Genomic DNA, 20,990 nt, shown 5'->3' on the forward strand with positions numbered 1-20,990 from the left:
AAGCAGAAGACGGCATACGAGATCATGCCTAGTCTCGTGGGCTCGGGCTCAACATCTCCCAGCGGCTGGTGGGGCTGATGGGGGGGGAGATCAGGGTGCAGAGCAAGCCCGGGGTGGGCTCCACCTTCCTGTTCGAGATCCCCCTGTCCCAGGCGGTCTATGGGGTCTCCGGGCGCCGGGTCTTCTTCGATCACCAGCCTCTCATCCTGATGATGGATGACAACGAACTGGTGCTGGAGCTCGCCAAGGACATACTGGGCCGGGCCGGCGCCTCGGTGATCGCGGTCAACAGCCTCTCCCGCGCCCGCCAGGCGCTGCGCGAGGACGGCCACCACATCCGGCTCGCCATCCTCGACTGGCGCATGGGGCAGGAGGACGGCCTGGATCTCGCCCTCGAGATGTATCAGCACAGCCAGTGGCGGCGCCTGCCCATACTGATGACCAGCGCCTGGTCCAGGGAGGGGCTGCACGGGCGCATGGAGAGCATGGGGCTGACCCACTTCCTGCCCAAGCCCATGACAGAAAACGCCCTGCTGGCCAAGGTGGACGAGCTGCTCAACGGCAGCTCCCACGACAACAAGGTCCGTCAGGCCGAGGCGCAGGGGGATCAGCAGCACTTCAGGGAGCTGCTGCACGGGACCCGGGTGCTGCTGGCCGAAGACAACCGCGTCAACCAGCAGCTCATCATGGAGTACCTGCGCCGGGTCGAGGCCGTGGTCACCGTGGTGGACAACGGGCGCGAGGCGGTGGAGCAGGTGGCGGAGCAGCCCTTTGACGTGATCCTGATGGACTTGCAGATGCCGGTGCTCGACGGCCTGGATGCGACCCGCCAGATCCGCAAGATGGTGGACAAGCACGACGTCCCCATCATAGCGCTCACCGCCAGCGCCATGCCGGGCGATCGGGAGCGCTGCCTCGGGGTCGGCATGAACGGCTATGTCACCAAGCCGGTGAGCAAGCTGGATCTCTACAACAACCTGCTGCAGTGGGTGAAGAGCGCCAGCGGCGAGCGGCGGGTGCCGCTCGAGGTCAAGCCGCCGGATCTGATGGGGGTGCTGGATCTGGAGGATGCCCTGCACCGGCTGGAGCAGGACAGGGAGGCGCTGCAGATCCTGTTCAAGCTGTTCCTCTCCGAGCACAAGGACGATCTGTGGGACATTCGCTCCGCCCTGCGTCGCCAGCAGCCCGAGGTGGCCTGCCGCCTGCTGCACACCTTGAAGGGGGTGTCGGCCAACATCTCCGCCTCCCGGCTGCAACTGCTTGCCGGCGAGCTGGAGTGGCGGCTGCGGCTGCAAGAGGAGCTGAGCGAGGGGGAGCTCAACCAGTTGCAGCAGGTCTTCACCCAGACCCGGGAGGAGGTCTCCCACTTCCTGCTGACCGGCGAGCAGCAGGAGTCGGTCGCCTTCCCGTTCTCCTCCCCGGACAAGCGGCTGTGAACCGGTGAGATAGCAATCGTTCTCAAGTCGTCCGCTTCAGGCTATGATGACCCACTCCCATCGCCCCCACCTCGGGGGCGATTGTATTGAGCTTCTCTTATGACCACGCGGCCCCCGCTGTGCCGCGAGCAAGGACTTTACTGTGAGCGTATTTTTGCGGCTTGGCTGGTTTTTCAAGGATCAGTGGCGGCGTTATCTGATGGCCATCTCATTGCTGATGATGGTGGCCCTGTTGACCGTGATCCCCCCCAAGGTGGTGGGCTGGGTGGTGGATGGCATCGCCAGGGGGGAGCTCGATGACGGCACCCTGATGGGCTATCTGGCGGGGCTGCTGGGTCTTGGGCTGCTCATCTATCTGCTGCGCTACGTGTGGCGGGTCATGCTGTTTGGCGCCTCCTACCGGCTCGCCTATGTGCTGCGCAACCGCCTCTTTACCCACTTCACCCGCATGAGCCCGGATTTCTATCAGCGCCACCGCACCGGCGATCTGATGGCCCACGCCACCAACGACATCCAGGCGGTGGAGATGACGGCCGGGGAGGGGGTGCTGACCCTGGTGGACTCCTTCATCGTCGGGATCCTGGTGCTCTCCATCATGTGCAGCCAGTACTCCTGGCAGCTGACCCTGCTCTCCCTGTTGCCGCTGCCGGTGATGGCCTTCTTCATGAACCGCTTTGGCACCCAGATCTACAAGGAGTTCAAGGCGGCGCAGGGGGCCTTCTCCCGGCTCAATAACAAGACCCAGGAGGCTCTCTCCGGGGTGCGGGTGCTCAAGTCCTACGCGGTGGAGTCCCTCGAGGATCAGGGCTTCGCCGAGCTGACCCGCCAGGCGGGGGAGCGCAACATGGCGGTGGCCCGCATCGATGCCAAGTTCGATCCTGTGATCTATCTGTGCATCGGCTGCTCCTACTTCCTGGCGGTGGCCGGCGGCAGCGCCCTGGTGTTGCAAGACAAATTGACCCTGGGGGAGCTCACCAGCTTCACCATGTACCTGGGTCAGCTTATCTGGCCCATGTTCGCCATCGCCTGGCTGTTCAACATCATAGAGAGGGGCAGCGCCGCCTACTCCCGCATCGAGAGCATGCTGGGGGAGCGCAGCGACATCGAAGAGCCGGTCCGGCCCGCGGCCTTTGTCTCGGCTCTGCCGCTTGAGGCCAGGGGCCTGGGTTATCGGCTGGAGCAGCGCAGCCTGCTGCATGGCGTGGTTGCCCTGCAGCAAGGAGGCATGCTGCTGGGGGTGGTGGGGCGCACCGGGGCGGGCAAGAGCTCCTGCTCAAGCTCCTGATGCGGCTGGCCAATCCCACGGCCGGTACCATTGCCATGGGGGGCGTGCCCATCGACCAGCTGCCCCTGGGCACCCTGCGCAGCCAGTTTGCCTATGTGCCACAGGAGCCCTTCCTGTTCTCCACCACCATCGCCGCCAACATCGCCCTCGGCAAGCCGGAGGCGAGCCGGGAGGAGATAGAGCGGGTGGCCCGCATCGCCTGCGTCCACGACGACATCGTTCGTTTCCCCAGGGGGTATGAGACCGAGGTGGGGGAGAAGGGGGTGACCCTCTCCGGCGGCCAGAAGCAGCGTCTCGCCATCGCCCGCGCCCTGCTGCTGGCGGCACCTGTCCTGGTGCTGGATGACGCCCTGTCGGCGGTGGATGCCCACACCGAGCAGCAGATCCTGCTGGCGCTCAAGGCCCACAGACGGACCCTCATTCTGGTGAGCCACCGCATGACGGCGGTGGAGCAGGCCGACGAGATCCTGGTGCTGGATCAGGGCGCCATCAGCGAGCGCGGTACTCACGGCGCCCTGATGGCCCACAACGGCTGGTATGCGGACATGGTGCGCTATCAGCGCCTGGAACAAGACGTGGAGGAGAGCCTGTGAGTTCGACGATGACAAGGTGTGCCACCGTCCCTTATCCGCAGGGCAGGTATGTCAGCAGGGCGCGCTACCGAGGCTCGGAACAAGACGTGGAGGAGAGCCTGTGAGTTCGACGATGAGACGAGTGGTACCCCTCATCCCCAATCCTTCTCCCGCAAGGGGAGAAGGGGGCAAAGAGAGTCAATTCCCTGAGAGTGCTGTGCTGGAGGCAAGTCTGTGAACCCGACCATCAAACGGCTGCTCGCCTATTGCGCCCGCTATCCCCGCTGGCTGGTGCAGGCGGGCGTCTGCCTGCTGCTGGCCACCGGCGCCGAAGTGGCCGGGCCCCTGCTCATCAAGCTCTTCATCGACGACTATCTGGCGCCGCGCCAGCTGGTGTGGCCCGACATCGCCGCCCTTGCCGCCGGTTATCTCGGCCTGCAGGTGCTCTCGGCGGCGGGTTTCTACCTGCAATCCCTGCGCTTCAACCGCATCGCCCAGGCGGTGGTGCAGCGCCTTCGCGAGCAGGTGTTTGCCACCGCCATCCGGCTGCCTGCCCGCTATTTCGACAAGCACCGCTCGGGCTCCCTCATCTCCCGCATCACCAACGACACCGAGGCGATCATGAACCTCTATGTCCAGGTGATAGGGCTCTTGGTGCAAAAAGTGGTGCTCTTGTGCGGCATCCTCATCTCCATGGCGCTGCTGGATCTTCGCCTGATGCTGGTGTGCGCCACCCTGCTGCCGGCGGTGGGGGCCGTGATGTGGCTCTACCAGAAATTGAGCGTGCCCGTGGTGCGGGCGACCCGCAGCCTGCTCTCCGACATCAACAGCCGGCTCAACGAGTCCCTGCAGGGGATGCCGGTGATCCAGGCCATGGTGCAGGAGCGCCACTTCGCCAATGCCTTTGCCGAGGTGAACCAGCAGCACTGGCAGGCCAGGATCAAGAGTCTCAAGATCAACGGCATACTGCTGCGCCCCCTCATCGATCTCTTCTACATGATGGTGCTCATCGGCCTGCTGGCCCTGTTTGCCCACGAGGGATTGAGCACGGGCGGCGCCATCCAGGTGGGGGTGCTCTACGCCTTCATCAGCTATCTGGGGCGCATGATCGAGCCCCTGATCGAGATGACCAACCAGCTCAACCAGCTGCAGCAGGCCATGGTGGCGGGGGAGCGGGTCTTTGCCCTGCTGGACGAATCCCGCGAAAGCACGCAAGGGGAGAGCCCTGCGTTGCAGGGGCGGGTCAGCTTCGAGGGGGTGAGCTTCTCCTACGATGGCCAGCAACCGGTGCTGCAGGAGGTGAGCTTTGCCACCCGTCCCGGCCAGATGCTGGCGCTGGTGGGCCACACCGGCAGCGGCAAGTCCACCATCATCAGCCTGCTGATGGGCTTCTACCCCCTGGATCAGGGCTGCATCCGTTTCGATGATCACCCCATGAGCGCGCTGTCGCTCTCGGCGGTGCGCCGCAGCATAGGCCTGGTGCAGCAGGATCCCTTCATCTTCGTCGGGACCCTGGCGGACAACCTGCGCCTCGGCCGTGACGGCATCGATGAGGCGCGGCTCTGGCAGGCCCTGGAGGAGGTGCAGCTGGCCGCCTTCGTGCGCCACCTGCCAAAGGGGCTGGAGACCCTGATGGAGGAGGGGGGCAAGAACCTCTCCGCCGGTCAGCGCCAGCTGCTCTCCTTTGCCCGCGCCCTGGTGGGGGATCCGCGGATCCTCATCCTGGACGAGGCGACCGCGAGCGTGGACTCCCAGACCGAGCTCGCGCTCTCCCAGGCGCTCTCGGCGGCGCGCCGTGGCCGCACCACCATCGCCATCGCCCACCGGCTCTCCACCATAGTGGATGCGGACGAAATCCTGCTGCTCTCCCGCGGTCAGGTGAGCGAGCGCGGCACCCACGCCGAGCTGATGGCGCTGGGGGGCCACTATGCCCAGCTGTTCGAGATGCAGAGCCAGGGGGCCTGGCTCGAAGAGAAACGGGCCTGAGGTTCCTCATATAAAAACAGCCGGCATCTGCCGGCTGTTTTTTTATATGGGAAGTGCCTCAGACCGTGGCCTTGCGCCGTGCGATCAGCTTGGGCTCCAGGGGCGGGAAGTCGTCGTTGAAGAAGGTGTCGGCCTCCTCGATCTGGGCCTTGCGCTGCTTCTGGATGAAGCTGTCGAAGTCGCGCTTGATCTCCGGATCCTTCAAGGCCTCGTAGTCGAACACGTTGGCGGCGTAGAGGTAGTTGAAGTGGATGTCGACGAACTCGGCGCTGGCACAGGCGGAGGTGAACTTGCTGTTCTGGCGGTCGAAGTTGACGCGGTACTGCTTGATCTTCGGCACATAGACCAGCTCGCTGCCCACCTTGAACACTTCCACCGTGATGCCGACCGTGATGGTCTTGTAGAAGTCCTTGTTGTTCTCCACCCCGAAGCGGATGGCATCCCCCTGCTTTTGCAGGAACTTGTTGAAGCTCGCCAGCGCCGTGGTGCCCTGGCTCACCACCACGTCCATGATGAAGTTGATGAAGTCGGTGGCGATGCTGAGCCCCTTGATGTGGCGGCTGTAGCTCTGCTGATCTATCTTGCTCGGCCCCATCAGGGGGATCTTGGAGAGGGCCTTGGCCCAGAGATCCGCGTCCGTCTTGTACTGCTCGCCATAGGCCTCGGCGTAGCGATTGATGTAGGCGGTGACCACAGAGGTGATGGCGATGAGGTAGGCCTTCTGCTCCGCCAGTCTGGCCATGACGGCGGGATCGTCCAGCAGCTCGTTGGCGACGATGAACTCCACCAGACCGTCCTTGTCGGCATAGGGATCGCCCCCCACATTCCTGGCTGCGGTGGGCAGGTTGACGTCGTTGAAGAAGGCCTCGGCCTCGGCGAACTGATCATGGTTGCTCAGGCGGTTGGCCGGGGCCTCGCGCACCAGCTGGCAGAGCACTATCTCGGCCTCGTAGTCCGACTCGCGCCACAGGGGGGCCTGGGCCTGGTTGCCGAAGGTCTTCTTGTAGGCGAGGTTGAAGTCGAACAGCACAGAGCTGCAGCCGCAATCCATGGCGAAGTCGACGGCGTAGCTGAGCGGCCCGGTGGGCAGGGGCTTGCTCATCTTCCCCTTGGTGCTGAGGTTGGCATAGCACTTGAGGTACTCCAGGCCAAACAGCTCAAAGGCACGGTTGTTGTTGAAGTTGAGCAGGAAGGTACCGGCGCTCTCGCCCCCGTTGAACAGCTGTTGAACGTTACTCATCTCTCTATCCTTATGCTGAGATTGGTGTCACAGGATGGCTCGGTGCCGAGTGGCCATGCACGAGCCAGCAGAGCCTAGCGAGGGGGGCGGCATTTCGTTACTGTGACTAATCCCAGTGGCGCTGGCGGATGAGTGGGCTAGCGCCGGGGCAACCCCGTTTCTCGTTGGCTTTCATTCGACTAGGCTGTGTTCTTAAAGTGATGAAGATATAATCTCACATCTTCTCAACAGCTTAAGACCTATGTAGTGTCCCGTCGCTATCAGTTAACCGATGCACAATGGGGGCTTATCGAGCCCCTGTTTCCACATCACCGCATAAGCGGACGCCCTACTCGTGAGCCACGCCAAGTGCTTGATGGCATTCTCTGGATACTTCACACCGGTGCACCTTGGCGAGATCTGCCAGAACGTTTCGGCCCATGGAACTCGGTCTACAACTCCTTTCGACGTTGGCAAAGCACAGGCCGCATCGATGCCATCCTTGCGGCACTGCAACTGCATCTCAATGAAGAAGGGCTTATCGACTTCGACCTGTGGTGCATTGACGGCTCCAATGTCAGGGCATCCAAAGATGCTGCCGGAGCGCGTAAAAAAACACTCCGGTGAATCAAGCTCTTGGTCGCTCTCGTGGTGGTTTTGGCAGCAAAATTCACTTGGTCACTGATGGTAATGGTTTACCGCTGGGGTTCTGCCTTTCGCCGGGGCAATCAGCGGAAATCAGATATGCGACAAGTGCGTTGGCCATGGCAAGGATCCCGACTTCATCAGGCCGTTATCGCACGCGGCCAACGCATCTTGCCGCAGATAAGGCCTATAGCAGCAGGGCTCTGCGGGCAGAACTCCGGCGCAGAAAGATAAAAGCGGTTATCCCGCAACGCAGCGACCAGCAACGGCACCATAAGGGACGTCCACTGGTGTTAGACAAAGCTCGTTATCGTAGGAGAAATGTGGTCGAACGGTGCTTCGGATGGCTGAAGAAGTTTCGCCGATTCTCAACGAGGTATGAAAAGCTGGCGGGAAGTTTTGCAGCCTTTATCAAGCTGGCTTTCTGCCTTCGTTACTTACGGGAACTATTGGTGGAGAGAAAACCAGCATTTTGAGAACACAGCCTAGGGCTGTCATTAAAGTGCCATATGAGTTCTTTCTTGAAAAAAACCTCCGCCATCGGGGGGAAATGGCGTCGCTGTGGCGACGAATGCCCGGGCCCATCATTTGCCCATCGAATGCAACGGCGCCCATCATTTGATTTTCAAATGCACCCGGGAGCCGATCGCCCTCACAACGACGGCAATGGAGGCTTGTCTATTGGGGTGGTGACTGGCAACATTTCGTTCACACTCACTCATCGGATCAGTTTGCAATGGACCTGCAACGCTTCAAAGCCAATCTGGCACTGCGCCTGTTCGCCTGGCGCTATATTCCCGTCATCGGTTTTTGCGCCCCCGTCATCGAGGAGATGAACGCCAGGGCGCTGCGCATCCGCATTCCGCTGGGCTGGCGCACCCGCAACCACCTGGGCAGCATGTACTTCGGGGCGCTCGCCACCGGCGCCGATCTGGTGGGGGGCTTGCTGGTGATGGAGAAGGGGCGGGCAAGGCGCAAGAAGGTGCATTTTGCCTTCAAGGATGTGCAGGGGGAGTTTCTGAAGCGCCCCGAGGGGGATGTGCAGTTTGACTGTGCGGCCGGGGAGGCCATCGACGCCATGATAGACGAGTCCCTGGCGACGGGGCAGCGCATCAACCGCCCCATCCAGGTGGTGGCCACCTGCCCGTCGCTCAACGGGGATGAGGCGATGGCGCGCTTCGTGCTGACCCTGTCGATCAAGGCAAGCTAGCCCGCCACAGTGTGCTGGCAGGGCGGGGGCAAGGGTCCGCGGATCTCGGGGTGGGCCCTTCCTTCAGCACGGTCTTGATGCCCCTGGCCCGACGACTGTGCTAGGCAGCTCTCGGGCTTAGAGGATCTCGGGGCTGACGCCTTCCTTCACCACGACCTTCATGCCGTTGAAGTTGACCACCTGCTCGGCCACTATCTTGCAGCGCTTGCGGGTCTCGACCTGACCGTCCACTTCCACCAGGCCCTCGGCGACCAGCGCCTTGGCGGCACCGCCACAATCGGCCCAACCCTGATGCTTGATCAGGTCACACAAGGCAACGAAGGGGTGACCTTCGAGCAGAAACGTCTCCATGGGAAATCCTCTAGCTGGATGAATGCCTACACGGCAGGGCGGCCATTTTAGGCAGTTAGGCGGGGCAGGGAAAGGGCCTGGGCCCAATTGCCCCGAAAAAGGGGGAACGGAGCGCGGCAAACAATCAGCCCGGCGAGGGCCGGGCTGATTGTGTCTGTGTGCCGTCGGTGCTCAAGGCCGCTTGATCACGGCTTCCCCCGTCACGGCGAGGGCGCCGCCTTGGGTGAAGATGCGGGTGGCCAGGGTGGCGATGGGCTTGTCATCTCGCAGGGCAATCACCTCCACCTCCGCCGTCACCTCGTCCCCGACAAAGACCGGCAGCTTGAAGCTGAGGCTCTGGCCCAGATAGATGCTCCCCTTGCCCGGCAACTGCTGGCCCAGCAGCCCGGAGAAGAGGCTGGCGAGCAGCATGCCGTGGACGATGGGCCGTTCGAACGCCGTGGTGGCGGCGAAGACCGGATCCAGGTGCAGGGGGTTGAAGTCCTCCGAGAGCGCGGCGAAGGCGGCCACCTCCGCCGCCCCGAACCGCTTGCTGAGACGGGCCTTCTGGCCTACTTCCAGGGGCAGTGGGCTCATGCGGCGTCCTCCTCGGTGGCGCTGGCAAACACCGGGTTGAGCCGCACCTTGACATAGTGGCCGGGGGCGGGGGCCAGCCCCTCCGCCGGGATCCGCGCGGGGACTGGCTCCGACCCTTCGTCACGGCTCTGGATAAAGCCCATCATCTCGGGCCACCAGGAGCCGGTCTGATGCGTCGCCCCAGCAAGCCAGCTCTCCGGACTCTCGGCCTCGGCCCCGTTGAGCCAGAAGCCGTACTTGTTGGCGGCCGGCGGGTTGATGATGCCGGCGATGTGGCCCGATTCCGCCAAGAGGAAGCGCTGCTCCCCGCCGAACAGCTTCATGCCCTGCCAGGTGCCCTGCCAGAGGGCGATGTGATCGTCCACCGCCGACACCAGCAGCACGGGCGTCTTCACCTTGGCGAGATCGATGCGGGTGTTGCGGATCTTGAGCTCCCCCTTCACCAGCTGGTTCTCCAGGTAGAGACGGCGCAGCAGGCTGTTGTGGGTCTTGCCCGCCACATGGGTGCTGTCGCTGTTCCAGTGCAGCAGATCGAAGGCCACCGGGCTCTGCCCCTTGAGGTAGCTGTCGATGTAGTAGTTCCAGTAGAGGCTGTTCTCCCGCAGCAGGCTGAAGGAGACAGCCAGCTGGCGCCCGTCCATGATGCCCTTGGCCTCATTTTGCGCCTCAAGCGCCGCTATGATGGGTTCGTGGATGAAGATGCCAAGCTCCCCGGGCTGGGAGAAGTCCAGCAGGGTGGTGAACAGGGTCGCGCTGCGCACCCGCTGCTTCTGGCGCCGCGCCGCCAGCCAGCCCATGGCGAGCGACAGGGCAGTGCCGCCGATGCAGTAGCCGATGCCGTGCACCTCCCGCTCGCCGGTGGCCGCCTCCACGGCGTCCAGGGCGGCGATGACGCCGTCCACCACGTAGTCGTCGAGATCGACCTGCGCCTGTGCCACCCCAGGGTTGCGCCAGGAGATCATGAACACCGTCTGGCCCTGGGCGACCAGCCAGGCAACCAGGGAGTTCTGGGGCCGCATGTCCATGATGTAGTACTTGTTGATGAAGGGGGGCACGATCAGTACCGGCGTTTTGCCCACCGTTTCGGTGGTCGGGCTGTACTGGATGAGCTCGTAGAGCTCGGTGCGCTGCACCACCCGGCCCGGGGTGGTCGCCAGATCCCGGCCGAGCTCGAAGGCGGATTCGTCGGTCAGGCGGATGTTGAGCTGATCGGCGCTGCGCTCCAGATCCTCGGCCAAGAGGGCCAGCCCGCGCACCAGGTTCTGGCCGTCGGACTCCAGGGTCAGCTTGAGCAGCTCCGGGTTGGTCGCCAGGAAGTTGCTGGGGGCCATGGCGTTGACATACTGGCGGGTAAAGAAACGCAGCCGCTCCCGGCTCTTCTGGGGGACGCCCTCCAGGGCATCCACCGAGGCCAGCAGGTGCCTGGCGGTGAGCAGGTAGGACTGCTTGAGGTAGTCATAAAGGGGTTGTTCGCTCCAGGCCTCGGCCTTGAAGCGGCGATCGCTGCGCTCCGGGGTGATCACCGGCTCGCTCTGCTGGCCTGCGCTCTTGAGCAGGGTGTGCTGCATCAGCTTGAGCTGATCCTGCCACCAGTTCATCTGGGCCTGGATCAGTTGCCAGGGTTGCTGGCTGCCCTGCTCCAGCACCTGGCCCAGATCGTCCAGATTGGTCTGCAGCAACGCCTGGGCGGTGCGCTCTGTCTGGGCCTTGGCCATGGCCAGCAGCTTCTCGTTGTAGTGGGCCAGGGCCTCGAACAGCGGGCCATAAGATGGTTGGCTCATGTGCTCTCCTTCACCCACACCCGCGGCGGGAACTCGCCCGCACCGTCGAGCCGTGGGGAGATGTGGCTGCCCGAGCGGGCAGCCAGGGGTTATCAGGCCTTGCCCGTGCTCTTCTTGATGCCGTCCGCGGTCAGGGCATCCAGCTCTTCCTTGAACTGTACCCCGAGGGCGTTGAGCTTCTGGATATCGTCCAGCATCTGGCGGGAGAGCTGGCTGGCGGTCTCCAGTTGCACCGTACCCAGGGCAGCCAGACTCTGGGCATCCTGCACCTTGCTCACGGCCTGCAACTGGTTGAGGCCCAGTTCGGCGTAGGCGTTGGCGGAGGCCAGCTGCAACCGGGTCAGCTGCTCTATGTTGCTGGCCAGCAGCTGGTTGTAGCGGGTGAGGGGGGAGGCAAAGCCTTGCATCTGCTCGGTAAAGCTCTTGAGTATGTCCATATTCATCATGCGTCTCCATTTCGGCTGAACTGTATTGTTATGAGCCAACTGGCCCAGAGTGGGTACAACTCGTCATCCATGTTTACGTGTTGTTTGCTCTGTTCAAACACACGTTTGAGCATTCTGCAATCAAATGCGGTTTGGTGTAAATGACATAAATGTTAATTTCTGTTTGAATTTTTATGTCAGCGTTCCTCGCCGGGAGTGGGGTCAGACGAGAGGTGACGCACGGGGCCTGGTGCACGCTCGTCCCGCCAGCGCCGCGCTGGTAGGCTGGCATGTCATTCAGACTGCCAAGGAATCCCGATGAAACCTCTCGCCCTGCTGCTCGGTTGCTCCGCGCTGGCCCTCGCCGCCGCCGCCCAGGCCAGCACCCCGGTCCAGATCTCCCTGCCCGGCATCAACCTGCCAGCCTCCCACCAGGTGGAAGGGGCGCGCGCCTCCTTCCTGTATGGCCGCACCGGTCAGGTTAAGGGCATCGATCTGCCGGTGTTCGCCCTCTCCGACGTGGATCAGTTCACCGGTCTGCAGCTGGGCATCTTCTTCGGCGCCGCCCGGGTGCGTCACCAGTTCGGCGGGGTCGCCATCAACGCCGTCAACTGGCACGAGGGGCAGGACACCGGGGTCAACCTGGGCTTCGTCAACCTGACCAACAACGTGCAGGGGCTCAACTGGGGGGCGGTCAACATCGCCAAGGGCAATGCCCTGGCCAACCTCGGCTTCGTCAACTATGCCGAGCGCACCACCTTCCAGCTTGGCTTCATCAATGCCACCAAGCAGCTCGATGGCCTGCAGATAGGTCTCGCCAACTACGCCGAGAACGGCATCTTCCCCATACTGCCCCTCATCAACTTCAAGAAATCCTTCTAGCAGGGGCACTCGGTCTTGCTTTAGGGGACGCAGCCATTACCCTGTGCACCATCAATAGTGCGCAGAGGTGACAGGGGCATGACAACGGAACACTTGGATGCCATCGGCATCGGTTGGGATGTGAGGGGCTGGCAGGGCAATGCCCAGGCGGTGGCCGTGGTGGGCTGGCAGGCCCGCACGCAGCAGTTGCGCTGGCTCGGGGTCTCCCCCCTGTTTCGGTTGAGCTCCCGGGTGGCGCCGGATCTGGACGCCTTGCTGCGCCCGGCGCTGCAAGACGAGATGGCGCTGATGCAGGTGCTGGCCTGCCCGCGACTGGCGCTCGGCATCGATGCTCCGCTGGCCTTTCCCCGCGCCCTCGGCGAGCTGCTGGCGGGGAGGGGAGTCGAGTGCGCCGTGCCCCAGCGGGAGATAGACAACCCCTATGCCTATCGGGACTGCGAGCGCTGGCTGCATCAGCAATACGGCAAGAAGCCGCTGTCTGCCACCTTCGACAGGCTCGGCAACAACGCCACCTTGGCGCTCTCCATGTTGCCGCGCCTTGGGGATCTGCAGCTTGTGCCGAGGCTTGAGCCCCGGGCCGAGCGCGCCGTGCTGGAGGTCTATCCGGCTCTTGCCAAGGTCGCAGGTAAGGCTTCACCTGCCAGGGAGGAGATAGCAGCCTCCTTGCCGGCTGATGTGGTGGCCGGGACGGATCGTTACGACGCCGCCCTCTGCGCCCTGATGGCGCTGCAATATGCCGCCGGGGGAGCGGCCGCGGCCCTGCCGGATCTTGTCTCTGCGCCCTCCGACTTCCCCCTGGACGAAGGCTGGGTCTATCACTTCGCCAGGCCTTAAGCCTTAACTATAAAGCCCGGGGTCATAGGCCCCGGGCTCAGTGCCCTCCACGCCTTATCGCTCTTCCTCATTTTTTCTCCCGCCATCCGCCACTCTGTATTAAAAATGATCTCATATGCCATCAAACAAGAGTGTGAAGAACCCATGTTACACCGACGAGACCGAGGCGATTCTGGTTCCCCAGGTTGAGCAAGGGTGGCGGGGGTTGGCGTAACACTCCATGGAATGGTCTTTTTGCCGCATAAATGGCGAGGGTTGCCGGGAATCGCTGGCAGAGCCCGCTCTGCATCCGATATATTGCCCGCTTTCCTCATGCTTCTTCAGTGGTGGTGTCGATGAAACGCATTCTCTCTATCCAGTCCCATGTGGTATTTGGCTGTGCCGGCAACAGCGCCGCCGTCTTTCCCATGCGCCGTCTCGGCATGGAGGTCTGGCCCGTCAACACGGTGCAGTTTTCCAATCACACCCAGTACGCGGCGGGCTGGCAGGGGATGGCGATGCCCGCCGGCCATATCAGCGCCCTCTGTCAGGGGCTGATGGATATCGAGGTGCTGGGGCACTGCGATGCGGTACTGAGCGGCTACCTGGGATCGGCGGAGCAGGGGAACGAGATCCTGGCGGTGGTCGCGGCCGTCAAGGCGGCCAATCCGGCGGCCATCTATTTTTGCGATCCCGTGATGGGTCACCCGGAGAAGGGGTGCATAGTCGCCCCCGGCGTGACCCGCTTCCTCACCGAGCAGGCGCTGCCGGTGGCGGACATCATGGCCCCCAACCTGCTGGAGCTGGAGACCCTGTGCGGCGCCCACCTGACGACCCTGGCCCAGACCCGCGCCGCCGCCCACCAACTGCTGGAAAGCGGCGTCAAGATGGTACTGGTCAAGCACCTGGGGCGCGCCGCCAGTGATCCCGGCCGTTTCGAGATGCTGCTGGCCACCCCCGAGGGGGATTATCTCATCGCCCGGCCGCTCTACGAGTTTGCCCGCCAGCCGGTGGGGGTGGGGGATCTCATCAGCGCCCTGATGCTGGCCAACCTGCAGGCGGGGTTTGATGCGGTGGCCGCCTTCGAGCGCACCAATGCCGCGGTCGATGCGGTGCTGCGCCAGACCTGGCAGGCGGATGCCTACGAGTTGCAGCTGATCGCGGCCCAGGCCGACTTCGCCGAGCCGCGGATCGCACACAGGGCCGAGCGCCTGGCAGGCGAGGTGGCGTGATGCGGCAACCGTGATCGGCCAAGCTCATCCTTGGCTGATCAAGGTTGTACCGCCTGAAAATGCTCCACAGTGGGGAAGGGATCGTAGAAGTGATGGAGCAGCGCCTTCCACTCCTGGTACTGGGGGGAGCCGCGAAAGCCCTGGGTATGATCCTCGAGCCGTTGCCAGTTGACCAGCAACAGGTAGCGGTGTGAGTCGGTCAGTGAGCGTTGCAGCTGGTGGCCGGCGTAGCCGGGCAGGGTGCTGATGATGCGCTGGGCCTGCGCGAATGCCTGCTCGAAGGCGGCAGTCTGGCCCGGGATGATCTGCAGCGGGGCGACTTCCAATATCATGATGGCTCCTTGCCGTCTCTGGATGAAGGGGCCATTTGAGCAGTGAACGCGCCAATAAACAAGGCCAGCCTCGGGGCTGGCCTTGTTGCGTTGGGCCTTTGGGCTTCTCGCCCCTCAGAGCTGCTTGTAGAAGAACTGGGTCGCCGCCAGGGTGCCGTCCGCGTTGCGGGCGAAGTCCGGGATCTGACCGGCCTCCTGGTAGCCCAGCTGGCGGTAGAGGGTGGAGGCGATGTCGCCGACCCGGGTGTCCAGCACCAGCAGGGTGCGCCCGGCCTCGCGGGCCCCTTGCTCCATGGCCTGCATGAGGGCGCGGCCCACCCCCTTGCCGCGGGCCTGGCTGTGTACCATCAGCTTCTCCACCTCGGCCCTGTGGCCGCCGTTGGCCTTGGTGCACAGGGAGAGCTGCAGGGCCCCCACCAGGTGGTGCTGATCGAAGGCCACCCAGAGCTTGCGCACCCCGTCGGCCAGCTCCCCTTCGATGCCTTGCCAGTACTCCAATCCCCGCTCTTCCTGCAGGGGCGGCAGGAAGCCCACCGAGGCGCCGCTGGCCACGCAATCTTGCAGCAGTGTGATCAACGCAGGCTTGATGCCTCTGGTGCTATCGACCTCAAGGATCTCCATTGAAACTCCTCTTCTTGTATCCAATTGCCAATCAATTCGGGATTAACGGTTCAATCTTGCTCTGTCAGCCGGTGTTCCTGGGACGGAGCTGGAAGGCTGTCCACGAGCCATCTCCCTAGCGGATCAGCCCCTGCTCGGCCAGCCACTGGAACAGCGGGCGGGGCATGAGAGATATTCGTCCATGGGCCATGCCGCTAGCGGATCAGCCCCTGCTCTGCCAGCCACTGGAACAGCGGGCGGGGCATGGGAGATATTCGTCCACGACCCATCTCCCTAGCGGATCAGTCCCTGCTCGGCCAGCCATTGAAACAGCAGGCGGGAGACCGGGGAGATCTCGTCAAGATGGCGGCTGTCCAGCCAGCGCAGCTCGGCGATCTCCGCCGAGGCGGTGGGGCTGCCGTCAGCCTCGCCGGTGTAGCAGCGCAGCCGGACTTCTACCCCTTGCGGCTTGCCGTCGGCCTGGGCGCTGAACTCGCAGGCGAGGCGCAGGGTCTCGGGTTTGAGGCTGACCGCCAGCTCCTCCGCTATCTCGCGCACCAGGGCCGCCGCGTCGCTCTCGCCCGGCTCACGCTTGCCGCCGGGGATGTAATAGAGGGCCTTGCCGTGGGAGCGGGCACAGAGCAGTTGCCCCTCCTTGAAGGTGAGCCAGGCGAGTTTGTCGATCATGGTTGTATCCCAGTGACTTAAACGGTTAGTAGAGGGTGTCCACATATTTTTCAGTCGGCTCCGGTAACAGATCTTGTGGATGGTCTCCACCAAATGTGGCCCATTTACTTTTCCCCTTGAATGAACTGTTAGCAATGTTTTTTTTGCTTAGCGTGTCGTAGATAAGTATCTGTATTTCAATTACATCTGGTTTTCCAGACCACTCTGTTGCCCGCTCTTCCCAATGTAGAATTACGGGTTTTACGTAATATCTGAACTGAGTTGGTTCAATGCTATTCAGGCAAGGATCGCCATGACAATGAGTAGTCGACTTTCTGGGCTTTTTTGGAAAATGCAGCATAGATTACTTGGGCTGTCATTTGCCCCGAATTCTGATACTGCGTTGTCTCATATGATCCATCTTGTGGTTGAGAAATGAGTACTCCTTGGCTGGCATCGAGTTTGCTGGTCAGTGCTTGTAGATCTGCCTGCTGATAGGTAGAGCTGCAGCCGACGGCAAGTAAGGAGAGCAGGGCACTGAGATAGTGTTTCAAGACACATTCCTTTGTTTAATTAGGTTGATCTTAGGTTTGTAGCACTGCTTAAATTCTAATTTTTTGATTTTAAAGGCATAAATTTTTATAAAAACGATACTCTCGTTACCGCAGGTACAGCTTTATAGCTAAGTATTCGAGCTCAGCTCTGTATTCTTCCAATCGACCCTGAAAATGTGTGGTCATGGCTCGGCACCGGCACCCAAACGGAAAATGAATAGGGCAGACTAGCAAAAGCGCGGGGCTCGCCCAAGCACCGGGATCACAGCTTGGCGCTGACTGCTCTCTTTATGACCATCTGGTGAGGGAAAATCCGCCCTGGTGCACAGCTTGTGGCCGGGCAACTGGGCGCCGCCAGGGGGCTGTGCTCTAATAAGCTCCCTCTTTGGCGGTAGTGCTGCCGCCCTGAACATAGACAACGAGGCGGCGGCCCGGGCCGCGCCAATGGAGCCACAGATGCAGATCACCAGATTGAACCGCTTTATCGGATTGGGGGTGGCGGGCAACTTCGCCGGCCATCTGGAGCAGGCCGGCGAGGCGGCGGACTTCGTCGCCGTCAAGGTCGCGGACAAGGTTGCCCCCAAGGCGCTGTTCCCCTTCTATGTGCCGGATCATCCGGGCCAGCTCGGCGTCTTCCCATTGAGCGGCGAGGCCATCTTCCTGCCAGAGGCGGCGGTGAGCGGCGACGAGAAGGTGCAAATCGAACCCGAGGTAGCGCTCTGGTGCGAGCTGGAGTACGCGGGGGAGCAGGTGGTGGCCATCCATCCCAAGGCGTTCGGCGCCTACAACGACTGCTCCATCCGTCGCCCCAACGCCAAAAAGATCAGCGAGAAGAAGAACTGGGGGGAGGAGAGCAAGGGGCTGGCGGCCACTCTGCTGCCTCTCGGCCATTTTGCCCCGGGTTGCGAGCTCGACGATTACCGCATCGCCTGCTATCTGGAGCGCGATGGGGAGCTGCACCCCTATGGCGTCGACAGCGCGGCGGTGGACTACAGCTACTTCCATCGGCAGCTGCTCGACTGGGCCATCGACAAGTTCAACCATCAGCAGGATGAAGGCCCGGCCGAGCATATCCAGGGGCTGCTGGCCCAGGCGGGGCGCCCGGCCCACGCCCTCATCAGCATAGGCGCCACCCGCTACACCCCCTTCGGCGAGACTCACTTCCTCGCCCCCGGCGACACCGCCTGCGTGGTGGTCTACCCGGCCAGCCGTTACGACGAAGCGGATATTCGCGAGGCCATTGGCAGCCGAACCTTTGGCCCGGATGTCTCTGCCTTGCTCCAGGCAGTCAGGGTCCGTTGACGCCTCCCTTCCCCCGCGCCCGTGGGGGAAGGCTCTCCTCCCTTCCTCCTGGCCTGCGCCGTCGCCGTGCTTACATAACCCCATGAGTTGTTTTAACATTCAGCCTCTGTCACACCCTTGCTAGAGACCCATGATGCTGGAGTTCAAAACGATCGGGTTGTTTCTGATCACCGCGCTGGCCGAGATCGTCGGCTGCTATCTGCCCTATCTGTGGCTGACCCAGGGGCGGAGCGCCTGGTTGCTGCTACCTGCGGGCCTGAGTCTTGCCCTCTTTGCCTGGCTGCTCTCCCTGCATCCGACTGCCGCCGGCCGTGTCTATGCCGCCTATGGGGGCGTCTATATCTTCGTGGCCATCCTCTGGCTCTGGGCGGTGGATGGCATCAGACCCACCCTATGGGACTGGGTCGGCTCCGGGGTCGCCCTCACGGGCATGGCCATCATCATGTTTGCCCCCAGATCCGCATAGGGCGGCAGGGGCGCAGAAGATCAGGAGGGTTGCCATGGCGGTGATCAGAGAGTGCAGGGAGCAGGATCTGGCGGGTTTGCTCGGCCTTTACGCCGAGCTCAGGCCCCGGGATCCCGTGTTGACGCCATCGGTGGCGAGGGCGGCGCTCAGGCAGCTGCTGGCCGAGCCCGGGGTGCGGATCCTGGTGGCCGAGGTGGAGGGGCAGCTCGCCGCCACCTGCCAGCTCGGGGTGATCCCGACCCTGACCAACGGCGGCAGGCCCTTCGCCATCATAGAGCACGTGGTGACGGCCTCTGCGTTTCGGCGTCAGGGGTTGAGCCAGCAAGTACTGGCGCAGGCCCTGACCCTGGCCTGGGAGCTGGATTGCTACAAGGTGATGCTGCTGTCGGGGGAGGGGCGCGAAGAGGCCCACCGCCTGTACGAAAAGCTGGGTTTCAAGGCCGGCATCGAGAAGGGCTTTGTGATCAAGCAGGCCGAGGCCAGGGCAATCCCCTGACGCTGGGTCCCCCATTGCCAACGTTTACCAGAGATTGAGTCACAACATCATGAAGATTGAACAAGCGCAAACCGGGGATTACCAGGCCCTGATCGCCCTCTGGGAGGCCTCGGTGCGCGCCACCCATCACTTCCTGCAAGAGGCGGATATTGCCACGCTCAAGCCCCTGATCCTGGAGCACTATTTTGCGGCGGTGGATCTGGTCTGCACCAGGGGAGAGGAGGGGGAGATAGCCGGTTTTTGCGGCGTGCACGATGGCAACATCGAGATGCTCTTCATCGCCCCCGAGGCGAGAGGGCGCGGGGTCGGCCGCCTGCTGGTGGCCCACGCCATCAATGGGCAAGGGGCGAGAAGGGTGGACGTCAACGAGCAGAATGCCCAGGCCCTCGGCTTCTATCAGCACCTGGGTTTCGAGGTGACGGGGCGCTCCCCCCTGGATGGCCAGGGCAAGCCCTATCCCCTGTTGCACATGGCCTTGGCCGCCGAGTAAGGGCGCCGGAGCATAAAAAAACCGCCCGAAGTGGGCGGTTTTTTTGTGTCAGGTCGGCAAGGGGTTGCCTCACTCCTCGCTGGAGTTGTCCTGATAGTCGTCCCGCTGGGCCTTGGGCAGGCGGCGCATGGGGGTGAAGCCGATGTCTTCCCCCACGACCTCGCGTTTGCGGGCCGGGGCCGGCTTCTTGGGGCCGTTGCCCTTGCCTTTGGCCGCATCAGGCTTGCCTTTGGCATTGTTGCTCTTGGCGTTGGCATGGCCGCGGGCACGGGGCGGGTTTTGCACCGGCTTGCTGCCTGGCAGGGTCTGGCGGCTCGGCTTGCCGCTCGGCTCGTACCCTTCCAGGATCTCCACGGTCAGGGATTGGCCGATCAGCGCCTCGATCTCCTTGAGCTGGCCCAGCTCGTCCTGGCTCACCAGGGAGATGGCCTCGCCGCCACGGCCGGCGCGGCCGGTGCGGCCGATGCGGTGGATGTAATCCTCCGCCATCTGGGGCAGTTCGAAGTTGATCACGTGGGGCAGCTGATCGATGTCCAGGCCGCGAGCGGCGATGTCGGTGGCGACCAGCACCCGCACCTTGCCCTCGCGGAAATCGGCCAGCGCCCGGTTGCGGGCACCCTGGCTCTTGTCACCGTGAATGGCGACCGTATTGAGACCATCCTTTTGCATCTGCTGGGCGAGGCGGTCGGCGATCTGCTTGGTACGCACGAACACCAGCACCCGCTGCCAGTTGCCACGGCCGATCATGTGGGAGAGCATCTCCCGGCGGCGTTCCCGGTCGACCTGGATGACGCGCTGGGTCACCTGATCGGCGGCGGTGTTGCTGGGGTCCACCTCGATCAGGGTGGGGTCCTTGAGCAGATCGTCCGCCAGCGCCTTGATGTCGTTCGAGAAGGTGGCGGAGAAGAGCAGGGTCTGCCGCTCTTCCGGCAGCGCCTTCATGATGCGGCGAATGTCGGTGATGAAGCCCATGTCCAGCATGCGATCCGCCTCATCCAGCACCAGCACTTCCAGGGCGCTCAGGGTGAGTGCCCCCTGGGTCAGCAGATCCAGCAGGCGGCCCGGGGTGGCGACCAGGATGTCGACCCCGAGCTTGATGGCGTCCAGGTTCGGCTTGATGCTGACGCCGCCATAGGCGATCAGGGTGCGGAACGGCAGATGATGGGCGTACTTGATGATGCTCTCGCCCACCTGGGCGGCGAGCTCCCGGGTCGGGGTCAGCACCAGGGCGCGGACCTGACGGCGGCCGCCACGGCCGTGGTTGGCCAGCAGGCGGTGCAACATGGGCAGGGTGAAACCGGCCGTCTTGCCCGTCCCTGTCTGGGCGCCGCCCAGCACGTCCTGACCGGCCAGAATGGCCGGGATGGCTTGCTGCTGGATGGGGGTGGGCTGTTCGTAACCCAGCTCCTTGACGGCCCGAAGGATATGCGGTGACAGACCCAGTTCATTGAATGACATGTTCGAGAGAAACTCCGAGCCTTGGGCTCAACGGGTGACGACAGCCTGGGCCCGTCACGACATGGAAGAAGGTGGGTAGCGGGTCAGGGCACAGCCTGATCCCTTCAGGCCCGTCCCGCGGGCGCTACGACACGAAAAAGATAATGGGCGCGTAATATAGCAGAAGTGACGCAGGCACGCAGTATCGGCGTCACGAATGAGGACTCGGGGCAC

At 63.1% G+C, this 20,990-nt stretch carries 21 protein-coding genes and 2 pseudogenes; 12 read left to right on the forward strand and 11 right to left on the reverse strand.

The window, feature by feature from the left end:
* Positions 1–38: 38 nt before the first annotated feature.
* The 3 genes and pseudogenes from ACWPWQ_RS11805 to ACWPWQ_RS11815 form a co-directional block, all read left to right on the forward strand.
* A pseudogene (locus ACWPWQ_RS11805) lies at positions 39–1,436 on the forward strand (response regulator); the annotation flags it as partial.
* 142 nt (positions 1,437–1,578) lie between these two features.
* Positions 1,579–3,314, forward strand: a pseudogene (locus ACWPWQ_RS11810) (ABC transporter transmembrane domain-containing protein).
* A 213-nt stretch (positions 3,315–3,527) separates the two neighbouring features.
* The gene (locus ACWPWQ_RS11815) at positions 3,528–5,279 is read left to right on the forward strand and encodes an ABC transporter transmembrane domain-containing protein (protein WP_454009849.1); all 1,752 of its coding nucleotides are present in this window, start codon (positions 3,528–3,530) and stop codon (positions 5,277–5,279) included.
* Positions 5,280–5,337: 58 nt separating this feature from the next.
* Here the strand turns inward: ACWPWQ_RS11815 and ACWPWQ_RS11820 are convergent, their stop codons facing one another.
* On the reverse strand, positions 5,338–6,519 hold the full coding sequence (locus ACWPWQ_RS11820) for a hypothetical protein (protein WP_454009850.1): 1,182 nt from the start codon (positions 6,517–6,519) through the stop codon (positions 5,338–5,340).
* 246 nt (positions 6,520–6,765) lie between these two features.
* Here ACWPWQ_RS11820 and ACWPWQ_RS11825 point away from each other — a divergent pair.
* Together ACWPWQ_RS11825 and ACWPWQ_RS11830 are read left to right on the forward strand one after the other, a co-directional pair.
* Positions 6,766–7,619 (forward strand): IS5 family transposase gene (locus tag ACWPWQ_RS11825; protein WP_454008829.1). Its coding sequence is split into 2 segments (ribosomal slippage): positions 6,766–7,108 and positions 7,108–7,619, totalling 855 coding nucleotides; the frame shifts between segments, so codons are not numbered across the junction.
* Between the two features lie 260 nt (positions 7,620–7,879).
* On the forward strand, positions 7,880–8,353 hold the full coding sequence (locus ACWPWQ_RS11830) for a DUF4442 domain-containing protein (RefSeq protein ID WP_139434310.1): 474 nt from the start codon (positions 7,880–7,882) through the stop codon (positions 8,351–8,353).
* 117 nt (positions 8,354–8,470) lie between these two features.
* Here ACWPWQ_RS11830 and ybcJ read toward each other — a convergent pair whose 3' ends face one another.
* From ybcJ to ACWPWQ_RS11850, 4 genes are all read right to left on the reverse strand, one after another.
* Entirely contained in the window at positions 8,471–8,704 is a 234-nt protein-coding gene (ybcJ, locus tag ACWPWQ_RS11835; RefSeq protein WP_010674882.1) for a ribosome-associated protein YbcJ, read from the reverse strand.
* 171 nt (positions 8,705–8,875) lie between these two features.
* Positions 8,876–9,280, reverse strand: a complete 405-nt coding sequence (locus tag ACWPWQ_RS11840) for a MaoC family dehydratase (RefSeq protein ID WP_454009851.1) — start codon at positions 9,278–9,280, stop codon at positions 8,876–8,878.
* A complete protein-coding gene (locus ACWPWQ_RS11845) occupies positions 9,277–11,061 on the reverse strand; it encodes a class I poly(R)-hydroxyalkanoic acid synthase (protein WP_454009852.1) in 1,785 nt (594 codons plus the stop codon). Before ACWPWQ_RS11845 ends, ACWPWQ_RS11840 begins: the two co-directional genes overlap by 4 nt.
* Before the next feature lie 92 nt (positions 11,062–11,153).
* The gene (locus tag ACWPWQ_RS11850; RefSeq protein WP_342058384.1) at positions 11,154–11,504 is read right to left on the reverse strand and encodes a phasin family protein; all 351 of its coding nucleotides are present in this window, start codon (positions 11,502–11,504) and stop codon (positions 11,154–11,156) included.
* Positions 11,505–11,804: 300 nt separating this feature from the next.
* Here ACWPWQ_RS11850 and ACWPWQ_RS11855 point away from each other — a divergent pair, with 300 nt between their 5' ends.
* The 3 genes from ACWPWQ_RS11855 (at position 11,805) to pdxY (ending at position 14,413) form a co-directional block, all read left to right on the forward strand.
* Positions 11,805–12,368 (forward strand): VC2662 family protein, encoded by a 564-nt coding sequence (locus ACWPWQ_RS11855; RefSeq protein WP_454009853.1) that lies wholly within the window; start codon positions 11,805–11,807, stop codon positions 12,366–12,368.
* 78 nt (positions 12,369–12,446) lie between these two features.
* Positions 12,447–13,202 carry a DUF429 domain-containing protein gene (locus ACWPWQ_RS11860; RefSeq protein ID WP_454009854.1) on the forward strand — a complete coding sequence of 252 codons (756 nt, stop codon included), beginning with the start codon at positions 12,447–12,449 and terminating at the stop codon, positions 13,200–13,202.
* Between the two features lie 335 nt (positions 13,203–13,537).
* A complete protein-coding gene (gene pdxY, locus ACWPWQ_RS11865; protein WP_139434316.1) occupies positions 13,538–14,413 on the forward strand; it encodes a pyridoxal kinase PdxY in 876 nt (291 codons plus the stop codon).
* 38 nt (positions 14,414–14,451) lie between these two features.
* Here the strand turns inward: pdxY and ACWPWQ_RS11870 are convergent, their stop codons facing one another.
* From ACWPWQ_RS11870 to ACWPWQ_RS11890, 5 genes are all read right to left on the reverse strand, one after another.
* Positions 14,452–14,745, reverse strand: coding sequence for an antibiotic biosynthesis monooxygenase family protein (locus tag ACWPWQ_RS11870; RefSeq protein WP_429170558.1), 294 nt, complete (start codon positions 14,743–14,745; stop codon positions 14,452–14,454).
* A 114-nt stretch (positions 14,746–14,859) separates the two neighbouring features.
* The gene (locus ACWPWQ_RS11875) at positions 14,860–15,366 is read right to left on the reverse strand and encodes a GNAT family N-acetyltransferase (RefSeq protein WP_139434317.1); all 507 of its coding nucleotides are present in this window, start codon (positions 15,364–15,366) and stop codon (positions 14,860–14,862) included.
* A gap of 273 nt (positions 15,367–15,639) precedes the next feature.
* A complete protein-coding gene (locus ACWPWQ_RS11880; RefSeq protein ID WP_454009855.1) occupies positions 15,640–16,032 on the reverse strand; it encodes an NUDIX hydrolase in 393 nt (130 codons plus the stop codon).
* A gap of 25 nt (positions 16,033–16,057) precedes the next feature.
* Positions 16,058–16,372: a DUF4823 domain-containing protein gene (locus tag ACWPWQ_RS11885; protein WP_454009856.1), complete on the reverse strand. Its 315-nt coding sequence runs from the start codon at positions 16,370–16,372 to the stop codon at positions 16,058–16,060.
* Positions 16,305–16,565: a hypothetical protein gene (locus tag ACWPWQ_RS11890; RefSeq protein WP_454009909.1), complete on the reverse strand. Its 261-nt coding sequence runs from the start codon at positions 16,563–16,565 to the stop codon at positions 16,305–16,307. Before ACWPWQ_RS11890 ends, ACWPWQ_RS11885 begins: the two co-directional genes overlap by 68 nt.
* A gap of 456 nt (positions 16,566–17,021) precedes the next feature.
* On the opposite strand from ACWPWQ_RS11890, the gene ACWPWQ_RS11895 reads away from it, so the two are divergent.
* The 4 genes from ACWPWQ_RS11895 (at position 17,022) to ACWPWQ_RS11910 (ending at position 19,319) form a co-directional block, all read left to right on the forward strand.
* Positions 17,022–17,867, forward strand: a complete 846-nt coding sequence (locus ACWPWQ_RS11895) for a DUF5718 family protein (protein ID WP_139434320.1) — start codon at positions 17,022–17,024, stop codon at positions 17,865–17,867.
* A gap of 133 nt (positions 17,868–18,000) precedes the next feature.
* On the forward strand, positions 18,001–18,333 hold the full coding sequence (locus ACWPWQ_RS11900) for a YnfA family protein (protein WP_139434321.1): 333 nt from the start codon (positions 18,001–18,003) through the stop codon (positions 18,331–18,333).
* A 34-nt stretch (positions 18,334–18,367) separates the two neighbouring features.
* Positions 18,368–18,829 carry a GNAT family N-acetyltransferase gene (locus ACWPWQ_RS11905; RefSeq protein ID WP_162519116.1) on the forward strand — a complete coding sequence of 154 codons (462 nt, stop codon included), beginning with the start codon at positions 18,368–18,370 and terminating at the stop codon, positions 18,827–18,829.
* A gap of 49 nt (positions 18,830–18,878) precedes the next feature.
* Positions 18,879–19,319, forward strand: a complete 441-nt coding sequence (locus ACWPWQ_RS11910) for an acetyltransferase (RefSeq protein WP_454009857.1) — start codon at positions 18,879–18,881, stop codon at positions 19,317–19,319.
* Between the two features lie 69 nt (positions 19,320–19,388).
* On the opposite strand, the gene ACWPWQ_RS11915 is transcribed toward ACWPWQ_RS11910, so the two are convergent.
* Positions 19,389–20,777: a DEAD/DEAH box helicase gene (locus tag ACWPWQ_RS11915; protein ID WP_139434323.1), complete on the reverse strand. Its 1,389-nt coding sequence runs from the start codon at positions 20,775–20,777 to the stop codon at positions 19,389–19,391.
* Positions 20,778–20,990: the final 213 nt, after the last annotated feature.

The organism is Aeromonas sp. Marseille-Q7275 (assembly GCF_965119515.1).

Coding starts and splice junctions, on each gene's coding strand:
- ACWPWQ_RS11870 (WP_429170558.1), bottom strand. CDS start 14,745: ATGATATTGGAAGTCGCCCCGCTGCAGATCATCCCGGGCCAGACTGCC.
- ACWPWQ_RS11845 (WP_454009852.1), bottom strand. CDS start 11,061: ATGAGCCAACCATCTTATGGCCCGCTGTTCGAGGCCCTGGCCCACTAC.
- ACWPWQ_RS11885 (WP_454009856.1), bottom strand. CDS start 16,372: ATGCTGCATTTTCCAAAAAAGCCCAGAAAGTCGACTACTCATTGTCAT.
- ACWPWQ_RS11830 (WP_139434310.1), top strand. CDS start 7,880: ATGGACCTGCAACGCTTCAAAGCCAATCTGGCACTGCGCCTGTTCGCC.
- ACWPWQ_RS11820 (WP_454009850.1), bottom strand. CDS start 6,519: ATGAGTAACGTTCAACAGCTGTTCAACGGGGGCGAGAGCGCCGGTACC.
- ACWPWQ_RS11875 (WP_139434317.1), bottom strand. CDS start 15,366: ATGGAGATCCTTGAGGTCGATAGCACCAGAGGCATCAAGCCTGCGTTG.
- ACWPWQ_RS11855 (WP_454009853.1), top strand. CDS start 11,805: ATGAAACCTCTCGCCCTGCTGCTCGGTTGCTCCGCGCTGGCCCTCGCC.
- ACWPWQ_RS11840 (WP_454009851.1), bottom strand. CDS start 9,280: ATGAGCCCACTGCCCCTGGAAGTAGGCCAGAAGGCCCGTCTCAGCAAG.
- ACWPWQ_RS11860 (WP_454009854.1), top strand. CDS start 12,447: ATGACAACGGAACACTTGGATGCCATCGGCATCGGTTGGGATGTGAGG.
- ACWPWQ_RS11915 (WP_139434323.1), bottom strand. CDS start 20,777: ATGTCATTCAATGAACTGGGTCTGTCACCGCATATCCTTCGGGCCGTC.
- ACWPWQ_RS11910 (WP_454009857.1), top strand. CDS start 18,879: ATGAAGATTGAACAAGCGCAAACCGGGGATTACCAGGCCCTGATCGCC.
- ACWPWQ_RS11900 (WP_139434321.1), top strand. CDS start 18,001: ATGCTGGAGTTCAAAACGATCGGGTTGTTTCTGATCACCGCGCTGGCC.
- ACWPWQ_RS11880 (WP_454009855.1), bottom strand. CDS start 16,032: ATGATCGACAAACTCGCCTGGCTCACCTTCAAGGAGGGGCAACTGCTC.
- ACWPWQ_RS11850 (WP_342058384.1), bottom strand. CDS start 11,504: ATGAATATGGACATACTCAAGAGCTTTACCGAGCAGATGCAAGGCTTT.
- ACWPWQ_RS11895 (WP_139434320.1), top strand. CDS start 17,022: ATGCAGATCACCAGATTGAACCGCTTTATCGGATTGGGGGTGGCGGGC.
- pdxY (WP_139434316.1), top strand. CDS start 13,538: ATGAAACGCATTCTCTCTATCCAGTCCCATGTGGTATTTGGCTGTGCC.
- ACWPWQ_RS11905 (WP_162519116.1), top strand. CDS start 18,368: ATGGCGGTGATCAGAGAGTGCAGGGAGCAGGATCTGGCGGGTTTGCTC.
- ybcJ (WP_010674882.1), bottom strand. CDS start 8,704: ATGGAGACGTTTCTGCTCGAAGGTCACCCCTTCGTTGCCTTGTGTGAC.